Consider the following 22,681-nt stretch of genomic DNA (forward strand, 5'->3'; position numbering starts at 1 on the left):
TGGTGGTAACAACGCCAATAGAGCATCTCTAATAAAGATGCTCTGCATGAACATCCATACAATGATGATCAGCAAACAGCTCAATTCACAGTTATATTCTATTGTTGAAGTTTATGAAAAAGCCAGAGTGATTAGCTCTGGCTTTTTTGTTTTTACGAAAATGGTTTGGGCTTTATAAAGATTTGTTAAAATTAGTCAAATAACAGGCTTTAAAGTGTCTATTCCTACTTACGATAATTTATTAAATCCAGCATTACAGGCGTTTCATAATCTAGGAGGATCTGCCTCCATCGATGAATTGGAAGAAGAGGTTGCAAAACTTCTTAATTTATCGGATGCCGATTTGAATGAGCTCATGGAAAACCAATCTAGGTCTCGTTTCAATTATCGCCTTGCATGGGCGCGAAATTATCTGAAAAACTATGGATTACTTGAAAATACGGCGAGGGGTATATGGGCTCTTACACAAGCAGGAAGGGATACCAAGAAGATCGATCGTCTTGCTGTAGTACAGAAAGTTCGAGAAAAATTTCGTATTAAAGAAGATTTTGAATCTAATAGTGAGATCGACGAATTAGAATCGGAAGAAAATATTCCATGGCAAGAAGAATTGCTGAGTTTGTTAAAACAAATGAAACCTGACGCTTTTGAAAGGCTTTGCCAACGGATATTACGAGAATCTGGATTCGTTAATGTAGAGATTACTGGTCGTTCTGGTGATGGCGGCATTGATGGTCGCGGAGTAGTCCGTCTAGGAGGACTACTTTCTTTTCATGTTTATTTTCAGTGTAAGAGATACAAAGACGTCGTTAATCCTTCAGTGGTCCGTGATTTTCGTGGAGCTATGTCTGGCAGGGCGGATAAAGGTCTAATCATTACTACGGGTCGATTTACTCCCGAAGCAAAAAGGGAGGCTCTAAGGGATGGGGCAATTCCTTTAGATTTAATTGATGGCCAAGAATTAGTTACAAAACTAAAAGAACTTCGTTTGGGCGTGTTAGTCAAAGAGAGAATAGTCGAAGACGTTACCATCGAAAAAGAATGGTTTCTCGGATTGTGAAATAGCGGAGTTTTATGATTCGGGACTTTCTTCTCCGAAATCATCTTCGAAATTATAAAAAAGCTGCTTTTTTTGCTCATATTCTTGTTCGTACCATTCAGGCAAAACTTGGAAATGCGGATCTTCAGTTAAATACGGAATCATAAAAGGTTTACCCGCGCTTAACAAGAATTCCCTGCAATAGGCATTCAAGTCTGAGGTTTCGCAATGATTTAAGTAAAGCTTCATTAAAGAGTTTAGTCTATTTTCTTTTGCTTTATCATTCTTAATCCAAAGAATTGGATAAGGCCTCTGATTAAGTACTCCTTTCAAAATCTGAGGCTCTTCTAAATGAAACTTAAAAAATGTCGATGAAGTCTCAGCTAATAGAATTAATAGTTCTACTGAAATTATGAATTTGAGTTCGCTTGCATATTTGCCAATTCGAAAGCCGATATCCATTTGTGGGCCGATGAAATCCATTACATTCTTCGAATTTGTCTCAGTTGCAAATTCTGCATTAATTACGGGGAATCCTGCAACCCATGCGCTCCCTTTTAAGGATAATGATTCTTCACGGATTGATGTTGAGTAATCAAAAACAGTAGAGGCGAATGCTTTTACAATCTCCTGAGCTTCTTCATGTTTTTTGATTTCTGCCTTAAAGATAATTTCGTCTCCCAGAGATTTCCAGACTTCGGGCTTGTACGAATTGGGACTTCTTACTTCTTCTAATTTTCGTAAAAAAGATGTCGGAAAATCTTTGTAGAAAGTAGTAAAAAAACGTAACCAAGCATTCTGAGTTTTTGATTTATTCTTATACTCAGTGGATCCGACGATATCGGCGGAAAGAAATAATACGATTTTACGTTCTAAGAAGGGAGTCGTATCTGACATCAACTGCCTTTCTTGAGACCAAAAAATGAGCCGCTACAAAGTCCAAATCGTTATTATATCTTTTTAAGGTATTTAGAAATTCTTCCTGTGGCATTAGAAAAGCTGCCGCAAACCAATTTGCCTGCCATTCGGTTTTTGTAGATCCACGTCTAGCAGCTTGGATTCGAATTCTACCTTCATCCGAGTGGAGAAAATAATGTCCTAATTCGTGAGCTAAAGTAAATCGGTTCCGGAGCGGGCTCGAGAAATTTGATAGAAAAATGAAGAAATCATTAGGTCCATTTACGCAGATAGAGCCATCCTGGGTTTCTAACCATTTCTGCACGGAAACATAGTGTATTTTTCCGCCTAAATTTTTAATGATCGGTTCGATTTCTCCCCCAGCAACTAGTCCTAACTCTTGTCCTTTTTTTTCAGCGAGTAGGAATATTTGTTTCTGCGTTAAGATAGATGGCGTTGCGGCTGAATATGAACTATTCATATGTTTACTATACTTCTTTCTGTACTTTCGTCAATAAAATTCACGCGAAATATTAAACTTTTTCAGAAAATTTCAATGCGACATAATGTGACTGACAAATTCGCTTAGTAAAGGATATTTTAAACTGTTAATGAAATTTGTCCTATTCGATAAAGTAACTTAATTATTTCGAATACCAGTACGTTCGGGAATCATAATTATCAAATTAAATAATTTCGGAGTAGAATGAATAATTTTCGAGAAAAGGCGAATTTCCTTTGGTCAATTGCAGATTTATTAAGAGGCCATTATAAACAAGCTGATTACGGAAAAGTAATTTTGCCGTTAACAGTTCTTAGACGATTGGATTTTGTATTAGAGCCTACTAAACAGAAAGTGATCGAAGCGTATGAGGCTAATAAATCGAAAAAGCCGGAAGTAGTGGAACAGCTTTTGAACAATGTAGCCAAACTTAAGTTTCATAATCGGAGTAAATTCGATTTTAATAAACTAGCCGCTGAGCCAAAAAGTATTGCAGCGAATTTTAAAAATTATTTGAAAGAGTTCTCTCAAGGAGGGCAGGAAATTATCGAGTATTTCGGTTTGAAAGAGCAGATCAAAAAGTTAGATGAGTATGATCTGCTCTACCTGGTAATAAAAGAATTTGCGGATGCTGGAAAAATATTTAAAAATGTTACTACCTTAGAAATGGGATACATTTTTGAGGAGCTGATCCGGAAATTTGCAGAACTCAGTAATGAAACTGCAGGAGAACATTTTACTCCCCGGGAAGTCATTCAGTTGATGGTAGACATTTTGTTTGTGGACGATCAGGAAAACCTTACTAAAGAGGGAATCGTTCGTACTCTATACGACCCGGCCTGCGGAACTGGTGGTATGCTTTCTGTTGCTGAGGAATATATTCTAAATTTGAATCCGAATGCGAAACTGGAGGTATTCGGTCAGGAACTTAATGCGGAATCTTATGCGATTTGCAAATCGGATTTACTGATCAAAGGACAAAATCCTACGAATATCAAGTTCGGGAATTCATTTACTCAAGACGGGCTGTCAAAAGAAAAATTCGATTACATGCTAAGTAATCCTCCATTCGGAGTGGATTGGAAAAAAGCAAAAACTTTCGTCGAGAATGAAAAGAATAATCTTGGTTGGGATGGAAGATTCGGCGCTGGCCTTCCTTCTATCAGTGACGGTTCCTTTCTTTTTTTGCAGCATATGATTTCTAAGATGAAAGAAAGCAAGGACGGCGGAAGTCGGATTGGGATCGTCTTCAACGGTTCTCCGTTGTTCAGCGGAGGAGCTGGAAGCGGACCGAGCGAGATTCGAAAATGGATCATCTCGAATGATATGCTGGAGGCGATCGTTGCATTACCAGATCAACTATTCTATAATACGGGGATTTCAACGTATATTTGGGTCGTGACAGATCGGAAATCCAAAAAAAGACAAGGCAAAGTGCAGCTGATAAATGCGACAGGCGCGGAGATGGAGGATAAAGGCAATCCTTTCTATCGTAAGATGCTTCGCAGTCTCGGAAACAAGCGGAAAGAGATTCACGAGGATGCAATTTCATTCATTACAAAAATTTACGGATCCTTCAGAGAAGGTCCTTATTGCAAAATTTTTAATAATGAAGAGTTTGGATACTACCGTATCACCGTCGAAAGACCAAAACTGGACGATCAAGGAAAACCAATCTTAGATAAGAAAGGAAATCCGGTCCCGGATGCTGATCTTAGAGATTTTGAAAATATTCCCCTCACTCAAGATATTGAAGAATATTTTGTGAAAGAAGTAATTCCTCATATTCCAGATGCTTGGATCGATTCTGAAAAAACAAAAATCGGATACGAGATCAATTTTACGAAATATTTCTATCAGTACAAACCTTTGCGAAGTTTGGAAGAAATCCGTCAGGATATTTTAGCCTTGGAAAAGGAAACCTTGGGAATGATCGAAGGTATTATCGAAACATGAAACGTTACGAGAAATACAAGGATTCAGGAGTAGAATGGATAGGGGAGATTCCTGAAGGATGGGAAGTTCAAAAGGGTCAATCACTTTTTAATATTGCTAAAGAGGTTATAAGTAAAGGGCAGTTGGATAATTTCTTCGTTTACCATTACAGTATCCCTTCTGTTCAGAATACGAATGACGCTTATTATGAGGATGGTAAAGGCATTGATAGCGATAAGTTTACAGTATTTGGAGATGAGTTGCTCTATTCAAAACTAAACCCCCGAAAAGAGACTGTTGTAATAACAAAAAAAAGGAATGCGTTACAGGTTTGTTCGACAGAATTCTTAGTAATAAAGCCGCTAAAATTTAATTTGAAATTCGCATTCCACTTATTTAAATCTCATTTTTTGAAAGAAGAAATTTGTTCGACTGTTCAATCCGCAACAAAGAGTCATCAACGCGCGAACCCAGGTGAAATACATCGTATGTATTATCCGCTTCCCCCCCTTTCCGAACAAACCATCATTGCTGACTATCTAGACCAAAAAACATCTCAGATCGATAACTTGATTGAAGGCAAGAAACGCCTTATGGAGCTTCTGCAGGAAGAACGGACTGCAATCATCAATCAGGCTGTCACCAAGGGTTTGGATCCGAATGTAAAATTTAAGGATAGTGGGATCGACTGGCTGGGAGAGATTCCGGAAGGATGGGAAGTAAAGAAGTTACGATATTTAAGTAAAATTTATACTGGATCTAAGAATACAGAGGATCGAGTTGAAAATGGTGAATATCCCTTTTTTGTTAGATCACAAACAGTTGAACACATAAATACGTATAGTTTTGATGGGGAAGCAATTTTAACGGCTGGCGATGGTGTTGGAGTTGGAAAAGTATTTCATTACCACAATGGAAAATTTGATTTTCATCAGCGGGTTTATGCAATTGTTCAAATAAGTGAGATTTACGGGAGTCTCTTGTTTCACTACATTAGCAATTGCCTTAGTAAGGAGTTATACAGATGGAATGCTAAATCAACAGTTGATAGCTTACGTTTACCACTGTTTCAAAATTTTCCAGTTGCATTTTCTCAAAGCCCGTCTGAACAAAAAAAGATTTCTGACTTCATTCAAAAGGAAACTGCGCGCATTCGAAGAGTGTCGGAGGCAATCAATCACGAGATCGAACTGCTCCAAGAATATCGAAACGCTTTGATCAGTGAGGTTGTAACAGGGAAGGTAAAAGTGGTATGACTCTATGTGCAGCGTGGATTCGAGATACCGGTGATTCTGAGGAACTCATATTCTGCACAGATAGCACATTGACCGGTGGCGAAAAATGGAACCACGGTGTGAAGCTCTTTGAGCTCCCTAGGAAGGACTGCCTAATTTGTTTTGCTGGAGAAACTTATCGGGCTTACCCTTTAATCCTAAATTTAATTTCTGCTCTCAAACATGACAGGAAACTAAATGATTCGATGCTTGATATCCACGATGTTCTCCATCGAGTCGTTGAAAATTTTACCGAGTTGGTAAATTCCATCTTTGATCTTCCCTCCGGAGATAATCAAAATATAGGAGCCGAAGCGAAATTTTTATTTGGAGGCTGGAGTTGGAAGGATAGTAAATTTAGAGTCTGGCGTTTGGATTATAACCCAGGAATCAAAGCATTTATTTCCATCGAAGAATTATTGGGAAAGATAGGAAAAATTACTTTTATAGGAGATCCGGAAGAAACCGAACCAGGGATTAATATACCCGAGATTGCATTAGCTAAACTAAAAGAAATCCGAACGAATACGGACAGTTTTGATGGTAAGATTGGCATGGAACCGATGGAGGTGATTGTGAAAATGTGCAGGGACTCTGCTGTTCGGGAAGTTGACGGTGCTCTGCAGATTGGAAAAATTTATAAATCAGGTACGAATGAATTTTTCGGAATTTGTTGGCCATCCGTTATTAATGGAAAGCATACGTTTCTAGGTAAAAATTATGATCTTTTTACGAAACCCACTGTAAAATACTTTGATCCGGATAGTTGTGAGATACTTGAGGAAGAGTTGCCTACTAGGCTTCCCTCATTGGAAGATTTCGAGAAAAATGAAAGCTTCGAATTTATTCTGAACGCTTATTCCGGAGAAGAAAATGAATTGCGTAGCAATCTTTCCGAACCAGAAAGAAATAAATTAATATCTATATTTAAAGAATATTCGTATAAAAAGTTTTTGGATAATCTTACCGAATCTCAGAATGGAGAATATGATTGAAATATTTTTTAATCAATCCTAATGACTATGCGAATTATATGGAAGGCTGGTATAGCATAACATGAGTTCGTCCATCCATAAGGAATCTACGTTTGAGGAATCTATCGTTGAACATCTTATATCAACAGGTTGGATTTTCGGGATTTCAAATACTTTTGACAGAGAACTTGCCCTGGATAAAGTCAATGTTTTATCTTTCGTAAAGGATTCTCAGCCGAAAGAGTGGGATAAACTAACAAAGTATTACCAGGAAGATACAGAAAATAAATTCTTCCAAAGACTCTATCGAGAACTTGATTTACGGGGGATGCTTGACGTCATTCGTCACGGAATCGTAGATAGTGGGATCCGTTTCCAATTGGCTTACTTCAAACCTGACAGCCAGCTAAATCAGGATGCATGGAAGGCATATCGGAATAATCGACTTTCAGTTGCCCGCCAATTGTTTTATTCCAGCAAAAACCAAAATAGCATAGATCTGTTATTATCTTTGAATGGCTTACCATTGGCAACGATAGAGCTAAAGAATCCTTTTACAGGACAAACTGTTGAAGATGCAAAAAGGCAATACCGAGAGGATAGAGATCCGCGAGAACTATTATTTGCTTATAAAAAACGATGTGTCGTACATTTTGCCGTCGATCCGGACGAAATATATTTAACGACCAAACTCTCTGGAAAAGATACAGAATTTTTACCGTTCAATCGTGGATATGAAAAAGGGTGCGGAAATCCTCCCAACCCGAATGGTTATAAGACTTCTTATTTTTGGGAGGATCTCCTAAGACCTGATAGTTGGATGGAAATTTTGGGCTCCTTCTTGCATATGAAAAAGGAAGAGGTTGTGATAGGCGGCAGGAAAACTTTTAAGGAATCTACTTTATTTCCCCGCTACCACCAAATAGATGTAGTCCGTAGGCTTGCAGGCGATGCAGAGCAAAGTGGTCCAGGAAAGAATTATCTGATCCAACATTCTGCTGGAAGTGGAAAATCAAATTCGATTGCTTGGTTGGCTTATCGTCTAGGTAGCTTATTCGATGCGGATGATCGAAGGATTTTTCATTCGGTTCTTGTCATAACGGATAGAAGAGTCTTAGATTTCCAGTTGCAGGATACTATATATCAATTTGAACATAAACAGGGAGTGGTCCAGAAAATCGATGACGACTCTAAACAATTGGCCTCTGCGATTAAATCAGGGACAAATATTATTATCACGACCCTGCAGAAGTTTCCCTACGCTTTAAATCATATCTCTGAAGTTCCGGATCGGAATTATGCTGTTATCATTGACGAAGCTCATAGTAGTCAAGGAGGCGAGGCAAGCCGTAAAATGGTCGAGCTTTTAGCCGGAAAATCGGTTAGCTTACAGGAAGCAGAAGAAATAGAAGGAGAGGTCGAAAACTCAGAGCCAGACGAAGAAGATTCAATCCGCGAGATTATTCGAAAACGCGGAATACAGAAAAATTTGAGTATTTTTGCCTTCACTGCGACCCCAAAACAACAGACCTTGGAGGTCTTTGGAACCAAAGACGAAGAAGGTAGGCCGATTCCTTTTCATCTTTATTCGATGAAACAAGCGATTGAGGAACATTTTATTCTGGATGTTCTGCGTAACTATACCTCATACAAAGAATATTATAAAATTTCTAAATCGATTACAGATGATCCGGAGCTTAACAAAAAAAAGGCATTACGCGCTATTGGTCGATTTGCCTCACTACATCCTTATAATCTTTCGCAAAAAACGGAAGTGATTGTGGAACATTTTCGTTCCGTGGTTATTGGAAAAATCGGCGGTCGTGCCAGGGCAATGGTTGTCACGGCTTCTCGACAGCATGCATACGAATATTACTTATCTTTTATGAAATACCTGAAAGATAAAGGATATTCTGATATCATTCCGGTTGTCGCTTTTTCAGGTGAGCTTGCCCATAATTCCCTTTCTGAAAAAGTGAGCGAAGCTTCTCTAAATCAGTTTAAGGAGCAAGAGCTCCCTCGGAAATTTGCTGAGAACAACCAATTCAAATTTCTAATTGTCGCGGACAAGTATCAAACGGGATTTGATCAACCGTTACTCCATACTATGTATGTGGATAAAAAACTTTCAGGAGTTAAAGCAGTTCAGACCCTTTCGCGTTTGAATCGAATTTATCCGGGAAAGCAAGATACATTTGTTCTTGATTTTGCAAATGATAGGGAAGGAATCCTCAAGTCTTTCCAGCCCTATTATACATTAACATCAATGCAAGAGTCAACAGATCCTAATCGATTATTCGATTTAAAGGCTAAATTGGACAAAATGAGTATTTATTATCAAATGGAAGTGGACAGCTTTGCAAAAGTCTTTTATAAGCCGGGCGTAAGTTTAGCAAAAGCCCAGAGCAAACTATATTCATTTGTGGATCCAGGAGTGGATCGTTATGCCCGTCGAACAGAAGAGGAACAAGATGAATTTAAGAAAAGCTTGAATAGTTTTATCGAGCTTTATTCTTTCCTTTCTCAAATTATGCCATTTCAAGATATAGGCTTGGAAAAACTGTATACTTTTGGTAGATTCCTTTCTATTAAATTACCGAAACAAAATTATTCGGAACGACTCCAACTTGACGATGATATAGCTCTGGAATACTACCGCTTAAGAAAGGTGGCCGAAGCAGATTTAGTATTAGAAATTCAAGGAGTTTCCTATTTAGACCCAATAGTAGAACCTTCGACCAAAAAGGACAAACAAGAAAAAGCCAAACTATCGGACATTATTCTAATTTTGAATGAACGATATGGAATGGAGCTTAATGAGGCAGATTCGTTTAATCTTAGTCAAATCGAAGAGGATTGCATTCAGGACGCGCAACTTAGGTTACGAGCTCGGAATAATTCGATAGAGAATTATAAATTTGCGCTTAAAGAAATTTTTATGGAAAAAATATTGGAGCGCATCAATAGAAACAACGGCGTTTTTGAGAAAATTCTTGAAAATCCTGAAATAACTAAATATCTAATCGATCAATTTACTGAACGAACATATGCTCGATTCAACGAAAAAGCGGATTAGAAAGAATGCCCTTCTTCTCTCATTTTAAGAACGAAGGTAAAGTTACTTAGAACATTCCCCCGCGTTAGGGATACGTAGGACGCGAAGCGGACCCCGCAGCCGAAGGCGAGGAGTCCGAAGCGAAGCGCAGTCCGTAGTAGCCCGACCACACCATATTAGAGAAAGTTTGCTTAGAAATAGGGAGAGAGTGTGGGAACGTCCAGCTCTTTGTTTTTGAAAATCTTTATACACCGACGGTTGTTTAAACCGATATAGAATCTTCTTGCCTTCAAAATTCCCCCATAAACTGCCTTGCTTTTCTTAGCTGATCGAACATATCTTGATCGCAAAAGGTGTGCGGATGGAAGCTATACAAAAAGACACTAAGTTAGAATCGGGAAAAACTTCCCTTTGGAAGGAATTAAAAAAAGCGCTCGCTGGCTCGGAAGCGGATTATACACAAATTTCACTTGGTAAGGCAGTTTTTTTACTCTCTGTTCCAATGGTTTTGGAATTGGTCATGGAGTCTGCATTTGCGGTCGTTGACATTTATTTTGTGGGAGCTTTGGGTCCTTCTGCAGTTGCAGCGGTTGGGCTTACGGAAACATATTTGTTCCTTCTTTATTCTCTCGCGATCGGAATGTCGACTGCTGTGACCGCAATTATTGCAAGAAGGATCGGAGAAGGAGACAAGGAACAAGCTGGGATTGCAGCAGTTCAATCTGTTTTTCTTTCCATACTTGTTTCGTTACCATTTGCTGTCTTCGGAGTTTGGTTTGCGAAAGATCTTCTTATACTCATGGGTGGTGATCCTTGGGTTGTAGAGCATGGATCTCGTTACACTCAATGGATCTTTGGTGGAAATATAGTAATCGTACTTTTGTTTGGGCTCAATGCGGTTTTTAGAGGCGCAGGTGATGCAGCTATCGCAATGAGAGTATTATGGATTTCTAATGGTCTTAATATGATCTTGGATCCAATCTTTATCTTTGGCTTTGGTCCAGTCCCTGCCATGGGTATTGAAGGTGCTGCCATTGCTACGAATATAGGAAGAGGAGTAGGCGTTCTTTTCCAGGTTTATCTGCTTCTTAAAGGTGGAAATCATATTAGGGTGCTTCGTTCTCAGATCAGTATTCACTGGGAAATCATTTCGGATATAGTTCGTACTTCTATCGGCGGGATCGGACAAACTATTATAGGAATGACTTCTTGGATCTTTCTTGTGAGAATTATTTCCGAATTCGGAAGTGAGGCAGTAGCAGGTGCAACGATCGCTCTTAGGATTATGATGTTTACTCTGATGCCTTCTTGGGGAATGTCGAATGCTGTTGCAACTTTAGTTGGTCAGAATTTAGGAGCTGGGAGACCCGATCGTGCTGAAAAATCCGTTTGGATTGTTGGAATATGGAATATGGTCTTTCTGATCGGAGTTTCCATCTGCTATTTTATTTTCAGAGAATCTCTTGTGTCCATTTTTACTGATGATCCAAAAGTGATCTCTATCGGTTCTGAATGGTTGGGTATTGTATCTTATTCATACTTTGTATATGCTTGGTGGATGGTTAGTGTTCAGGCATTTAATGGTGCTGGAGATACTATGACTCCTACATTAATCAACCTGGTCTTCTTTTGGATGTTCCAAATTCCATTCGCTTATGTTTTGGCGAAGGTTCTTTCATTTGGATACTCTGGAGTATTTTGGGCAAGTATGATCACTGAAACTTCTGTGGGATTGTTCACTCTTTGGTTATTCCGAAAAGGTGGATGGAAAACTTCGAAGGTTTGATTTTTGAAGATTCTAATATCTTTGTAGTGTGTGAAACTGTAACGGCGACCGGCTTGTTCGCTAATCTGCCGTTACAGTCACCGTCTGAGTTGTCGAAACGGTTACATTTATGACACCGATAATTTGTCCTGGTTTTATGCCAGGAAACCATACGTCATATACATTATTCATAACTCTATAAACTACTCGAGCTTTTCCAGGAGTTGAACCGCTAATATTAAAACTATCTGAGTAGTTGGGAAAACAATCATCCATGTCAATCCTGTCCCAAAAACTACTTGAGCCATCTGAAACTGTAATATTTACACCTTCTTTACTTCCAAGGAAGCTTATATTTACTACATTACAACCTGGTCCGTATGGAAGAGTACCTGAAACCGAGTAACTTCCGCTAGTCCCTGCTGTAAAGATTACCGGTTCGCTTGGGAAGCTCATCCAACTGATGGGCTCCACGTTTAACGGAGGTAGATCGTTTGATCCTAATAATGTGAGCAGGGGAGATAAATCTGTCTCGTCGCTTTTTACTTGTTTTTCGTATGAATCGAAAAGTAAGTAAGTTCCGCATTGGACTTGTAAGAATATAAGTAAGATAGGAAAAAGAATAGACGCGCGTTTCACTTTTAATTTCCAGAATAGGCCATAGCTTAACATTATCGACTATTTGATGCAAGGTGGATTTTTGAATTTAATAAAACTTATGTATAACTTTGGAAACGAAGCAATTCTGTTCTTACAAGAAATTTCCTATACTTGGGCTGCTTTATTGTTCTTGGTTGAAAATCTTCTGATATTCACTTGTTCCGTATATTTCGGAGATCTGTTAGCTAAACGTTATACCCATCGCCGTATCGTTCCGGTTCCTCTTAAAATCGAAGCTAAAGAGATCCTATTTGCGACCTCTACCATCCTCCTTAATACTGTTGTTACGTTATTCGGTCTATGGCTTTGGAGAACGGGTTCTATTCAATTTAGGACCGATATAGACATTTTCGCGTTACTCGATATTTTGATCCTTCTTCTCGTCATGGATGCGGGCATGTATTTGCTGCATAGGATAGCCCATATTCGATTTATTTATAAGTTTGCTCATAAAACTCATCATAGATACGATAAACCTCGCCCTCTGACTCTATTTGTTCTGAATCCTCTAGAAGCTCTTGGATTTGGAACTCTTTGGTTATTGGTTCTTTGTATTTATGATTTTTCTTGGCTAGGGATGAGTATTTATCTCGGAGTGAATGTGATATTCGGCTCAATCGGCCATTTGGGAGTAGAGCCTTTATCAGAAGGATGGCTTCGCTCTCGTTTATTCAATACGTTTACTACCAGCACTTTTCATGCAAGGCATCATCAGAAGGAAGATTATAATTTCGGATTTTACACTTCGATTTGGGATCGGATCTTCGGAACTTTTTATTCGGAGAACTCGCGTAGCCAAGGATAGCTGACTCGCGAGATCTAAAGTTTAGATTTTCGTTGTAGGAGTTCCGACAAACAAGAACTCCTCAATATATTTTTAATATCCGTGAGCAGTCATAACTTTCTCAAACTTTTCCAGAAGTTTGTGATCGTCTTGGTTGTTTGGATGAAAACCAGGAATATAATATTCTAAAATATAGAAGATCACTGCCCAGGCAAAACCAGGAACACCAAAGAAGAATCGAATGTCTCTAACGACTTGGCTTTGATTAGGAATACCAAAATAGAATAAGGCTCTAATTGTTCCCACGATCGCTAAAATTCCAAGCAGCTGGACTGCGATAGTCATTCCAAGTATACGAGTAAAATACCCGCCACCGGAAGCGCGATACACATCATAAGCCACAGCTTTATGTTCTAATTCTTCCAGCGCATGCCATTCGATCACTTTCCAACTGATTGGATCGATCCAGGCCACACGTTTTTCAGGAAGAGAAAGTAAAAATCTACCTAGAGTAGCAGTGAAATGTTCTGCGGCTGCGGTGATAGAGAGTGCGAGTCTTTTTCCCCAAACAGGAAATAGTTTAAGAATATTTTTTTCTAATATATCGAAGAACAACCAACAAAACATTTTTTCGTGACTGCGGAAATCTAAACCGATCTCTACAAATCTTTCGTTCATTTTATCATGAACGTTGCCATGGACTGCTTCTTGACCTGCGAATGCTTTGATCTCGTTCCTTAAAGCAGGATCAACAATATCGCTGAAAGCTTTGACCGAGCGAATAAAGAAACGTTCTCCTTCTGGAAATAATACGCTTAAGCTGGAAAGAAATGCCGTAAAGAATGGGATATTTTTTCCGAAACCTCTTTCTTTCGCGATATCTTCCAAAGGGAATTTCGGTTTACGTATTTTCGGCTGGACTCGTGTAGATGCCGCTTGGCCCATAATATTCTCCTAATATAAAATCGATTTGGATTTTCGATTTTTCTTTCTCCATCCTTTGGATTTTCACCGCTCATTAGAGAATATAAAAAAGATATTATATATTGATCCGGGCTTTTTATCTATTCCTTGAGTTTGTCCGGCCTCAGTCTGGAATAGTTATCTTTTGAATCATTGTAACGGTTGCTACAGAATTAGGTCAATCCCAATCCTGGAAAAAGTCCATGGGCCAAATTGAATTGGCGGCCCGAAAAGTAACAAACAGCGCTCGGATACGGACCTAAGATCTAATAGAAGCCTCTTCTATTTTTACCTTTCCCGTTTTTTCCAGCCACTGGGAGAAGTTGAGAAGACCAGGATGTTCCTTCCTAAGAGAATCCAGATCCACTTTCGGATAACCTTCTCGATTGATCCATTCGGTCAGTTGTCCCAGAATTTTATTATGAGAATAAACCGTTTCAAGAGGGATCCTCATATATTCAATCCTTCTGTCTAAAAACACAGAAAGTATATCTACAATTTGTAATGGAGTTAGGCTATCTCCTACAAGATCAATCGTCCTTCCAGAATATTTTTGCAGACTCTCGAAAGATAAACCTGCAAATGTTCCTATATCTTCTACAGAAATCATATGGATTCGACTATCGGGAGAAACTGTCTCGTATAAAAGTCCACCTGGTAAACCTGAACGTGAGTGTATCAAGTTTTCCATAAATCCAGTTGGTCTTAAGATCGTGAAAGGTATTCCTAAGCCTTGTATGTGTTTCTCCACTTCCCATTTATGGGTCCGAAAGCTGGATTGTCTTTCTGCTCCAATTACAGAAGAATAAACGAAATGTGAAACATTCGCTTTCTTGGCTGAATCGGCGACCGATATTCCTATATTAATTTCATTTGTATCTGTAGATTCAGTCGGTTCCCATTCTGGTGGTTGGACACTGAATACTCCATATACACCCTGCATTGCTGAATCTAATGAAGAAGAGTCTTCCATATCACCTTGGAAAATTTCTGCTCCAAGCTCCTTCAGTTTCAAAGAGTTTTCGGAAGAAGGACTTCGGGTAAAAGCTCTAACCTTCCAATGATTTTTAAGAAGATACTTTGCTGTTTCCCCTCCTTGTTGCCCGGTAGCCCCTAGCACCAATATGATTTTATCTTTTTGACTCATTTGTATGTTCTCCAATATAGAACGGCACGGTATCGTTCCATTAATCCGGAATCGATTTTTCTGTGTCAAATTATTTATAAATAAGTCTTTTGATAAGTTTCCTCGAAGATTTCTTGACCCTGAAAAATGAAACAAGATCTTATGACCATATCCGAGCGGAATTTTCAAAAAAAAGTTTATGGCGAAGAAGGTCCGGCAGATCAGAACAGGGCGTCCACCTAAGGAAGTGTCAGACGGCTTATCCGATAAGATATTGGATACTGCCTTAGGACTTTTTACGACCCAAGGATTTACTGCAACTTCTATGGAGCAGGTGGCTTTAGCCTGCGGCTCAGGCAAACATACAATTTACAGGCGATTTGAATCCAAAGCAGATTTATTCTTAGCTGTGATGGAATTCCAAAAACAGAAATTTTTCAACTTACTCGTTCGGATAGAATGTAAGAAAGAAAATCCTTTGGAAACTTTAAAGGAATCTTGCAGAAGACTATTAGAATTAATCGTATCAAATGAAATTATAGACTTTTACAGGATCACTATTTCAGAAGTTGAACATATCCCTAAAATTGCATCTAACTTACAATGCGAAGAAAGTCCTTCCTTTCTTAGAGTTTTGGATCTTGTAATTTCTGCACAAAGATCTAAGGACTTAAATCAGATAGATCCACAATTTTTGACTGCTCAGCTACTTCAAGTTATGACTGGTTATCCTTTAAGCGAAGTTCTTTTGGGAAGTAAAGGATTCAGTTCTTATTCTAAACGTTCTAAATATTTTGAGAAGGCTTGGACCTTGTTTATAAAAGGAGCTGGCAGACTAAAAAAGAAGAAGGTCCGTAAAAGACCGATCTAATATTCAATCCCCAATTCATTCAAAACGAACAAGTTCCCATTGATTCAAATTGAAGAAATTTATATTTTTTCTAAACATGATCTCTAAATATGACAGATTTTGTCATATTTAATATGCAATAATAGCCATATACGGATCCGAGATTTTTGATACATTTTTGAGATCTGAAAAGGAGTTATATATGAGCCTTAAAAAATATTCTGGAAGTTGTCATTGTGGTGCAGTTCGTTACGAAGCGGATTTGGATTTGAGTGCGGGCACAGGAAGATGTAACTGTTCCTTCTGCAGAAAGGTACGAAATTGGTCCATCATAGTTAAACCTGAATCTTTTCGTTTATTGAGCGGAGAAGATAGTCTTAGTTTTTACGAATTTAACACAAAAAGTAGCAAACATCATTTTTGCAAAAATTGCGGAGTCAGAACTTTTTCAAAAGGATATATCGAAGAAATCGGCGGCGCCTTTATAAGTGTTGCTATTTCTACTTTAGATAATGCAGACCTAAGCGAATTAATCGAGGCTCCTGTATGGTATGCAGATGGTTTGAATAATAATTGGCATAACCAACCTGCAGAGATCCGACATTTGTAATTTTCCCGGCCCGCGAGGATCATAAGGGAGGCTCTTAATGTTGGAGTTCCTACTCGCGGGAGCTACTCAATCCTTATTTCTGTTGGAATTCCTACAGTCAATTTTAGGTGAAATCTTGGACCCTTGGAAAACTTTGGTTCATAAAGAGCGCACTTAAAGATGATCAAAATTTCTAACCTTCATAAATCTTATACTTCTAACCTGCTGTTCGATGATCTGAACCTGAGTTTGAATCGGGGCGAAAAATTGGGTCTTGTCGGGCGAAACGGTCACGGTAAGTCCACTTTGTTTCAGATGATTTTGGGGAATGTGGAACCGGATTCTGGTACTATCACTTTTCCGAAGGGTTATAAGATCGGACATTTACAACAGCATTTGAAATTTACTAAACCTACCGTATTGGAAGAATGCGCGCTCGGTCTTCCGGAAGGTGAAGAATACGAGACCTGGCAGGTTGAAAAAATTTTGTCAGGCTTGGGTTTTTCAGAAGCGGATCTGGAAAGAAGTCCGGAGGAATTTTCGGGTGGTTATCAGATCCGAATGAACTTGGCAAAACTTCTGGTATCCGGTCCTGACTTACTTATGTTAGATGAGCCGAATAACTATCTTGATATCGTTACAATTCGTTGGCTTGAGGAATTCTTACGTGAGTGGGAAGGCGAGATCATTCTGGTCACTCACGATAGAAGTTTTATGGACAGCGTAGTGACTCATACTGCGGCGATACATCGTACAAAAGCGATCAAGGTCCAAGGTGATACGGATAAGCTTTATAATCAGATCAATCAGGCTGAAGAAATTTACGAAAGAACTCGTTTGAATGAGGCGAAAAAAAGAAAACAAGAAGAAGTCTTTATCGCTCGATTTAAAGCGAAGGCGAGTTTTGCGAGCCGTGCTCAATCCAGAGTGAAAAAACTGGAGAAGCAAGGTGAGATGAAAGCGTTAGAAGAGATCGAAAGTTTGGAATTATATTTTAATTCCGCACCTTTCGCAGCGAGCCAAATGTTATCTGCTGAAAATATTTCTTTCTCTTATTCTGGGAAAGAGCCTTTTTTGATTTCCGATTTTTCTCTGAGTGTTGGTAAGAGGGATAGAATTTGTATCATCGGTAAAAACGGTAAGGGTAAGTCTACTCTTCTAAAACTTCTTGCTGGGGAACTCCAAACAAGTTCCGGAAAGATCCAAAAACATCCTGCATTGAAAGAAGGTTATTTCGGTCAGACAAATAAATTAAATCTGAATGAGAACGCAACCGTCACCGAAGAAATTATGAGTGCGGATAAATCTTGTACTGAATGGCTTGCGAGAACTATCGCTGGTGGATTGATGTTCTCCGATGATATGTCTTTGAAAAAGATTAAGGTACTTTCGGGTGGTGAGAAGAGCAGGGTGATGCTTGGAAAAATTTTGGTAACTCCATGCCACCTTCTATTTTTGGATGAGCCTACCAACCACTTGGACATGCAATCTTGCGACGCTTTGATTGAGGCAATCGATGAGTTCGAAGGTTCTCTTATCATGGTAACTCACAACGAAATGCACCTTAGAGCTGTAGCCACTAAGTTGATCGTTTTTGATAACGACTCGATCAGAATTTTCGATGGTTCTTACGATGACTTCCTCAAAGATGTTGGTTGGTCGGACGAAGATTATTAAGAAAAGATGTTTCTTAATAATCTGTTTGGGTGCTTATCCCTTTCGAACCAACCAAGCACTCACGATCAGTAACCCTAATCCGATTATCTTTTGGGCTGAAATTGGTTTTTCAGGGAATCCTAATACTCCCCATTTTTCTAATAAGATGGAAGTTACTACCTGACCCAATAAAAATAAAGCGATCCAACTTGTGGCTCCTAATTTAGGGGCGAAAACTAAAGAAGAAGTGACTACGATCGCTCCTAAAAACCCTCCAATCCACAGCCACCAAGGTTGTTCTTTGATTGTTTGTAGGATGAAAGAAGTGGATTTCATTTCTCCTAAAGCGAAAGTGATGATCCCTAATGCGATTGTTCCTACGAAAAAGGAAATCGTAGAAGCGAGCCAAGGACTTTCTATATTTTTTCCTAATATAGAGTTGATACCTGGCTGAATGGACATAGCGAGTCCTGAAAGAAGTGCAAAGATTATAGGTAATAATAGGTTCATACGTTGATCTTAGGTCGCCCGTGTTTTTTTACGAGCTGTTTGAGGGTGAGTAACTTTAAATTCTGCTTTTGCTTTTGTTTCTCCATTCACAACGATTTCCAATTTATGAATTCCGGGAGAATGTATTCTGGTAGTCATTTGCTGGAAAGATTGTTTTCTTTCATAAACTTTTGTTTCTTTGGGAGAAAATTCTCTTTCTTCTATCTGAAAAACTTTTACGGAAAATTTCCCAGAAGGTTTTAGGTAATGTATTTTAGATTCTAATCTATAGAGGGTAGGTATTTTCGCTTCAGATTTCATTTCGAATCTGTAGGTTAAATGTTTTCCGATCTCTATTGTTTTAGGCTGGAGTTCCAACTTTGAAATTTTAGCGGATTTACTTTTTGGGAACCCAAAGATAGAAAGTGTATCAGTATTACCTTGTTTTAATAAACCTCTAAGAGCGTGTTTTAGTAAAAGATCTGTGTTTTTAGATTTACCCTTCCATTTTTTTGCAATTGAGATCACAATGTCTGGATGATCTTTAGAGATATCGTTTAGATGATTGGCCACACTTCTTCTGACCACTTCATCAGGGTCGTTTTTTAAATTTTCCAAAATGGATAGAGTTTTTTTAGGATCTTGTTTTAATCCAGGAATACCTTTTCCCCAAGGCAATCTGGGGCGAGAACCTTCGCTTGCTAATCTTCTTGTTCCTGGATGAGAATGTCTGGACCACTCTAACATTTTTTTCCAAGTGACATCTGGGTGTCGGATCAGGAACTCTCGAATGGAAAATTCACAAGAAATGATCTGGGTGATCCTCTCCATACAATGTAAAGATTCCTGTGGGTAATCAATGCCAGAAATTTCTACTACATCGCCCAAGAAGATGATATAAAACCTTTGTGTTCCCGGGAATTTTTTCTCTAGAACTTTCGAAATATTTAATAAAGGAGAAACTGCTTTTGGAAATGGTTTAGGAAGAGAATCTGATAATACCTCGGCAATTCTTTTGATCCTTTGTTTGAGTTCTAATATCTTCCAATCTTTACGTTTGATCTCTTGGACCCAATCTTCTGGCCGCTTATGGGATAATACTGTGGAAAATTGGGTCCCTAATTCTAAGAGAGCCTTATCATCGTAAAAATTTTTGAGAGCTTCCGCCATAAAGTTTATTATAATTCATTTCCCGATTTGGGTAGGTAGTATTTTTCGTCATTCGATGGAGAAAAGTCTTGATGATTGTAAAAATATTTTATATCGATACTTACGTCGGTTTGTTTTATGAAATAGTAAAATGATTCCCGAAAATCCATATTTGATAGATTGATACACATACGTGAATATCGCATTAACAAGATTGAAACATCTTCATGTTTCGGATGCTCAATATCCTTCTCCCGAAAAGGTAGTCGAGGCTATGGGTGCTATCCAAGGCCAAGACTATGCTGCCTCTAAATGGGCGATAGGACTTAGGACCTCTGGTGCAAAGGAAGAAGATGTCGAGTCTGCATTTTTGAATAAAAAGATTATTAGGTCTTGGCCATTAAGAGGAACATTACATTTAGTTTCTGCAAAGGATATTTATTGGCTATTGGATCTACTGGGACCACCTACTATTTCTAAATACGCGGCTCATTATAAAAAGATAGAATTAGAACCCAAAGTATTAAAAAAATGTTATTCTATTCTTTCAAAAAATCTTTCGAATCAAAACTTTCTTACCAGAAAAGAAATATCTTCCATTTTAGAAAAATCTGGGATTATCACAAATACTACCAGGTTATCTCATATTCTGCAAAGAGCAGGTTTAGAAGGTTTGATCTGTTTTGGTCCAAGAAGAGATAAAGATTTTACTTATACATTGATCGAAGAATGGATCCCAAAGATAAAAAAAATCAAAAAACCAAAAGAAGAAGCTCTTTATGATATTACTAAAATATACTTTGATACAAGGGCCCCCGCTACATTAGCGGATTTTGTTTGGTGGTCCGGTTTGAATGTGAAGGATGCAAAAACTGGAATAGAAAGTGTAGGTTCTAAATTGAACAGTTTTCAAAAGGATGATCAAACTTATTATATTCCTAAAAAGATGGATTTAATCAATAAGGATTCAGACACATTATTTCTTCTTCCTGCGTTCGATGAATTTTTGTTAGCTTATACGGATCGCAAAGATTGTATGGACCCTCCTGCTAAAAAAGTTTTAACTCCTGCAGATGATCTTTTTAGGCCAACATTAGTGATCAATGGTTGGGTAACGGGGATTTGGCAGAGAGAATTCAAAAAAGAAGATGTTATTCTAAAAGTAACTCCTTACAAACCTCTAAATGCAAATTTTAAGAAAAAACTAAGGAAGGCAGCGGAAGAATATGCAATATTCCTTGGGAAAAATCTGACCTTAGAAGTTTAGATCAATTCGAGGATTCTATTAATAATTTATGAATTAGATCGTAATTTTTCCAGGGAAGAAAATGCCCTTCTTTTGGAAGTAGATATGTTTTTGTTTCTGTCGAAAAATTTTTCTGAATAAATTCCAGGTTTTTAGGATCTACAAGTCCGTCTTCTTCTCCTTGGACTACGATTGTTTTAGCTTTGATCTTTTTCCATTCTGGGGTCAAACTTTTTAATTGTTCCTTTAAAGGTAACATTTCTGAATTACTATGAGTCCATTCTTCGGGTAAGATCCAGCCTGCGATCCAAGTATCGGCGATCTTGTTGTACCATTTTATTTCTTCTGCTTCTGGGTCCATGGCCGCCGCTAATAAAAATAGATATTGAAACTTTTCAGGGGAGATTGAGGCCATTCTTGCTGCGATTGGACCTCCATAAGAATGTCCTAATATAGAAATTGATTTTTTTCCTTTTTGTATTTCGGGAAGTTTTGAAAGAGTTTCTAAAATTTTTTCTGCTTGGGCATTTACATCAGCAACTGTTCCGGTGGATTTTCCGAAACCCGGGCGATCTAATCCAAGCATACAATATTTTTTTAATAATTCAGGATCGTTTAAATATCTGAGATAATTCGACCAAGTTCCTGGAGATCCGTGAATGAAGATGAGGACTTTGTTTTTATCAGGTTTACATCCAGTGCTAATCCAATGAACAGGGCCTTCTTCCTTTTTAGTTTGGATCAGGTGTTCTTGATAGAATGTATCGGATCCTTTGAGCTTCTGGAAGGCTTTATCTTCTGCCATATCCATTTCTTCATAACTGCTGCAGCAGGAAAGAAGTATGGATAGAAGAAGAAGTGTTGATCTTTTCATAAACGAAATGCGAGAAAGGTTATATTTTAGTTCGTCCTAGCTCGAAATTGTTACGATAAATTTGAGATTTTATACAAAGATTTTAATGAGCAAAAAGATCCCGAAATTTGCTCCGAATACAATATAGAAAAATAATGGAGGAGAAGGCTCCAACTGTTTGTCTATTGCCTTGTTTAGACTTGTTTTGATAATTTCTTCTAAGACGGAAATGTCTTGGGTTCCTTTTTGTTCGTAAGCGGCTGCTACTTCTTCTGCGAATTCAGCGATCCTGATCTTTTTTAAAAAGGTTTGTAAAATGAAGCGAAGAACCTTCGGCAAGTTTTCCTTCTCCTGTAAAAATGTAGGCAGGTCTTTCAATTTAGAAGAGATAAATTTCCCCCAGTTGTCTATTTTTTCAGATCCGACTCTTTTTTTGATCATTTCAGAAAGAGTTTTGGAAATATTATCAGTGAACCAGGCTTTGTTTTCAGTGACCAAACTTCCTAATTCTCTTCCTAAAAGATATTTTTTGATCCCAAGGAAGTAAAGGAAAGGAAATACAAATGCGAACCCAATTACCAAAAGAACGATAGGCCAAAGCTCTAAGACTATTACGATTAATGCAAGTATTGCTCCGATTCCTCCTGCTCTTGCGATTGGCATTGGCCCAAGGTTCGACGCGACACTTTTCATTTCTGGAAAACAGAATGCTAATAGAAATAGATTAAAAATGAATCCTAAAAAGAGTGCTATGGAAGAAAGTAAAAATATTTTTGCGGAACTTTTGACTGCAATTTTTACGAATGTTCCGATCTCTTCTTTCATTAATATTTCTCCGGATATGTATTTCTTATTAATAACGGATGGCGCCTGGC

Annotated in this window: 20 protein-coding genes; 11 read left to right on the plus strand and 9 right to left on the minus strand. The window is 38.3% G+C overall.

Features of this window, described 5'->3' with window-relative positions:
- The first annotated feature begins 214 nt into the window (after positions 1-214).
- Positions 215-1,060 (plus strand): restriction endonuclease, encoded by an 846-nt coding sequence (locus tag EHQ52_RS17890; protein ID WP_135616604.1) that lies wholly within the window; start codon positions 215-217, stop codon positions 1,058-1,060.
- A gap of 12 nt (positions 1,061-1,072) precedes the next feature.
- Here the strand turns inward: EHQ52_RS17890 and EHQ52_RS17895 are convergent, their stop codons facing one another.
- Both EHQ52_RS17895 and EHQ52_RS17900 read right to left on the minus strand, forming a co-directional pair.
- Complete coding sequence (locus tag EHQ52_RS17895) at positions 1,073-1,936, minus strand: hypothetical protein (RefSeq protein ID WP_135616605.1); 864 nt, start codon at positions 1,934-1,936, stop codon at positions 1,073-1,075.
- A complete protein-coding gene (locus EHQ52_RS17900; RefSeq protein WP_135616607.1) occupies positions 1,905-2,417 on the minus strand; it encodes an ImmA/IrrE family metallo-endopeptidase in 513 nt (170 codons plus the stop codon). Before EHQ52_RS17900 ends, EHQ52_RS17895 begins: the two co-directional genes overlap by 32 nt.
- A gap of 225 nt (positions 2,418-2,642) precedes the next feature.
- Here EHQ52_RS17900 and EHQ52_RS17905 point away from each other — a divergent pair, with 225 nt between their 5' ends.
- The 5 genes from EHQ52_RS17905 (at position 2,643) to EHQ52_RS17925 (ending at position 11,462) form a co-directional block, all read left to right on the plus strand.
- Entirely contained in the window at positions 2,643-4,394 is a 1,752-nt protein-coding gene (locus tag EHQ52_RS17905) for a type I restriction-modification system subunit M (RefSeq protein WP_135616609.1), read from the plus strand.
- On the plus strand, positions 4,391-5,629 hold the full coding sequence (locus EHQ52_RS17910) for a restriction endonuclease subunit S (protein WP_135616611.1): 1,239 nt from the start codon (positions 4,391-4,393) through the stop codon (positions 5,627-5,629). The genes EHQ52_RS17905 and EHQ52_RS17910 overlap by 4 nt, the downstream gene beginning before the upstream one ends.
- A gap of 224 nt (positions 5,630-5,853) precedes the next feature.
- Positions 5,854-6,642, plus strand: a complete 789-nt coding sequence (locus EHQ52_RS17915; RefSeq protein ID WP_135616613.1) for a hypothetical protein — start codon at positions 5,854-5,856, stop codon at positions 6,640-6,642.
- 61 nt (positions 6,643-6,703) lie between these two features.
- Positions 6,704-9,697 carry a type I restriction endonuclease subunit R gene (locus EHQ52_RS17920; RefSeq protein ID WP_135616615.1) on the plus strand — a complete coding sequence of 998 codons (2,994 nt, stop codon included), beginning with the start codon at positions 6,704-6,706 and terminating at the stop codon, positions 9,695-9,697.
- 340 nt (positions 9,698-10,037) lie between these two features.
- Positions 10,038-11,462 (plus strand): MATE family efflux transporter, encoded by a 1,425-nt coding sequence (locus EHQ52_RS17925; protein ID WP_135616617.1) that lies wholly within the window; start codon positions 10,038-10,040, stop codon positions 11,460-11,462.
- Positions 11,463-11,522: 60 nt separating this feature from the next.
- Here the strand turns inward: EHQ52_RS17925 and EHQ52_RS17930 are convergent, their stop codons facing one another.
- Positions 11,523-12,080 carry a hypothetical protein gene (locus EHQ52_RS17930; protein WP_135616619.1) on the minus strand — a complete coding sequence of 186 codons (558 nt, stop codon included), beginning with the start codon at positions 12,078-12,080 and terminating at the stop codon, positions 11,523-11,525.
- A gap of 61 nt (positions 12,081-12,141) precedes the next feature.
- Between EHQ52_RS17930 and EHQ52_RS17935 the strand changes: the two genes are divergently transcribed.
- The gene (locus EHQ52_RS17935) at positions 12,142-12,906 is read left to right on the plus strand and encodes a sterol desaturase family protein (RefSeq protein ID WP_244244946.1); all 765 of its coding nucleotides are present in this window, start codon (positions 12,142-12,144) and stop codon (positions 12,904-12,906) included.
- Positions 12,907-12,978: 72 nt separating this feature from the next.
- Here the strand turns inward: EHQ52_RS17935 and EHQ52_RS17940 are convergent, their stop codons facing one another.
- Positions 12,979-13,830 (minus strand): metal-dependent hydrolase, encoded by an 852-nt coding sequence (locus tag EHQ52_RS17940; RefSeq protein ID WP_135616621.1) that lies wholly within the window; start codon positions 13,828-13,830, stop codon positions 12,979-12,981.
- A gap of 277 nt (positions 13,831-14,107) precedes the next feature.
- Positions 14,108-14,995, minus strand: a complete 888-nt coding sequence (locus EHQ52_RS17945) for an NmrA/HSCARG family protein (RefSeq protein ID WP_135616622.1) — start codon at positions 14,993-14,995, stop codon at positions 14,108-14,110.
- A 178-nt stretch (positions 14,996-15,173) separates the two neighbouring features.
- Between EHQ52_RS17945 and EHQ52_RS17950 the strand changes: the two genes are divergently transcribed.
- From EHQ52_RS17950 to EHQ52_RS17960, 3 genes are all read left to right on the plus strand, one after another.
- Entirely contained in the window at positions 15,174-15,845 is a 672-nt protein-coding gene (locus EHQ52_RS17950; protein ID WP_135616624.1) for a TetR/AcrR family transcriptional regulator, read from the plus strand.
- A 181-nt stretch (positions 15,846-16,026) separates the two neighbouring features.
- Positions 16,027-16,434, plus strand: a complete 408-nt coding sequence (locus EHQ52_RS17955; RefSeq protein ID WP_135616626.1) for a GFA family protein — start codon at positions 16,027-16,029, stop codon at positions 16,432-16,434.
- Between the two features lie 159 nt (positions 16,435-16,593).
- Positions 16,594-18,090, plus strand: coding sequence for an ABC-F family ATP-binding cassette domain-containing protein (locus tag EHQ52_RS17960; RefSeq protein WP_135616628.1), 1,497 nt, complete (start codon positions 16,594-16,596; stop codon positions 18,088-18,090).
- A 33-nt stretch (positions 18,091-18,123) separates the two neighbouring features.
- Here EHQ52_RS17960 and EHQ52_RS17965 read toward each other — a convergent pair whose 3' ends face one another.
- Together EHQ52_RS17965 and EHQ52_RS17970 are read right to left on the minus strand one after the other, a co-directional pair.
- Positions 18,124-18,579 (minus strand): DMT family transporter, encoded by a 456-nt coding sequence (locus EHQ52_RS17965; protein ID WP_135616631.1) that lies wholly within the window; start codon positions 18,577-18,579, stop codon positions 18,124-18,126.
- Between the two features lie 9 nt (positions 18,580-18,588).
- Positions 18,589-19,728 (minus strand): DNA alkylation repair protein, encoded by a 1,140-nt coding sequence (locus EHQ52_RS17970; protein WP_135616633.1) that lies wholly within the window; start codon positions 19,726-19,728, stop codon positions 18,589-18,591.
- A gap of 172 nt (positions 19,729-19,900) precedes the next feature.
- On the opposite strand from EHQ52_RS17970, the gene EHQ52_RS17975 reads away from it, so the two are divergent.
- Entirely contained in the window at positions 19,901-20,974 is a 1,074-nt protein-coding gene (locus EHQ52_RS17975; protein ID WP_135616635.1) for a winged helix DNA-binding domain-containing protein, read from the plus strand.
- A 1-nt stretch (position 20,975) separates the two neighbouring features.
- On the opposite strand, the gene EHQ52_RS17980 is transcribed toward EHQ52_RS17975, so the two are convergent.
- Both EHQ52_RS17980 and EHQ52_RS17985 read right to left on the minus strand, forming a co-directional pair.
- Entirely contained in the window at positions 20,976-21,827 is an 852-nt protein-coding gene (locus EHQ52_RS17980; protein ID WP_135616637.1) for an alpha/beta fold hydrolase, read from the minus strand.
- A 69-nt stretch (positions 21,828-21,896) separates the two neighbouring features.
- Positions 21,897-22,631 carry a hypothetical protein gene (locus tag EHQ52_RS17985; protein ID WP_135616640.1) on the minus strand — a complete coding sequence of 245 codons (735 nt, stop codon included), beginning with the start codon at positions 22,629-22,631 and terminating at the stop codon, positions 21,897-21,899.
- Positions 22,632-22,681: the final 50 nt, after the last annotated feature.

This window comes from Leptospira koniambonensis (assembly GCF_004769555.1).
Classification (GTDB): Bacteria; Spirochaetota; Leptospiria; order Leptospirales; family Leptospiraceae; genus Leptospira_B; species Leptospira_B koniambonensis.

Bases quoted from the DNA above. Each gene is read 5' to 3' on its own strand.
- EHQ52_RS17895 (WP_135616605.1), bottom strand. From the start codon at position 1,936: ATGTCAGATACGACTCCCTTCTTAGAACGTAAAATCGTATTATTTCTT.
- EHQ52_RS17900 (WP_135616607.1), bottom strand. From the start codon at position 2,417: ATGAATAGTTCATATTCAGCCGCAACGCCATCTATCTTAACGCAGAAA.
- EHQ52_RS17905 (WP_135616609.1), top strand. From the start codon at position 2,643: ATGAATAATTTTCGAGAAAAGGCGAATTTCCTTTGGTCAATTGCAGAT.
- EHQ52_RS17910 (WP_135616611.1), top strand. From the start codon at position 4,391: ATGAAACGTTACGAGAAATACAAGGATTCAGGAGTAGAATGGATAGGG.
- EHQ52_RS17915 (WP_135616613.1), top strand. From the start codon at position 5,854: ATGCTTGATATCCACGATGTTCTCCATCGAGTCGTTGAAAATTTTACC.
- EHQ52_RS17920 (WP_135616615.1), top strand. From the start codon at position 6,704: ATGAGTTCGTCCATCCATAAGGAATCTACGTTTGAGGAATCTATCGTT.
- EHQ52_RS17925 (WP_135616617.1), top strand. From the start codon at position 10,038: ATGGAAGCTATACAAAAAGACACTAAGTTAGAATCGGGAAAAACTTCC.
- EHQ52_RS17940 (WP_135616621.1), bottom strand. From the start codon at position 13,830: ATGGGCCAAGCGGCATCTACACGAGTCCAGCCGAAAATACGTAAACCG.
- EHQ52_RS17945 (WP_135616622.1), bottom strand. From the start codon at position 14,995: ATGAGTCAAAAAGATAAAATCATATTGGTGCTAGGGGCTACCGGGCAA.
- EHQ52_RS17950 (WP_135616624.1), top strand. From the start codon at position 15,174: ATGGCGAAGAAGGTCCGGCAGATCAGAACAGGGCGTCCACCTAAGGAA.
- EHQ52_RS17955 (WP_135616626.1), top strand. From the start codon at position 16,027: ATGAGCCTTAAAAAATATTCTGGAAGTTGTCATTGTGGTGCAGTTCGT.
- EHQ52_RS17960 (WP_135616628.1), top strand. From the start codon at position 16,594: ATGATCAAAATTTCTAACCTTCATAAATCTTATACTTCTAACCTGCTG.
- EHQ52_RS17965 (WP_135616631.1), bottom strand. From the start codon at position 18,579: ATGAACCTATTATTACCTATAATCTTTGCACTTCTTTCAGGACTCGCT.
- EHQ52_RS17970 (WP_135616633.1), bottom strand. From the start codon at position 19,728: ATGGCGGAAGCTCTCAAAAATTTTTACGATGATAAGGCTCTCTTAGAA.
- EHQ52_RS17980 (WP_135616637.1), bottom strand. From the start codon at position 21,827: ATGAAAAGATCAACACTTCTTCTTCTATCCATACTTCTTTCCTGCTGC.
- EHQ52_RS17985 (WP_135616640.1), bottom strand. From the start codon at position 22,631: ATGAAAGAAGAGATCGGAACATTCGTAAAAATTGCAGTCAAAAGTTCC.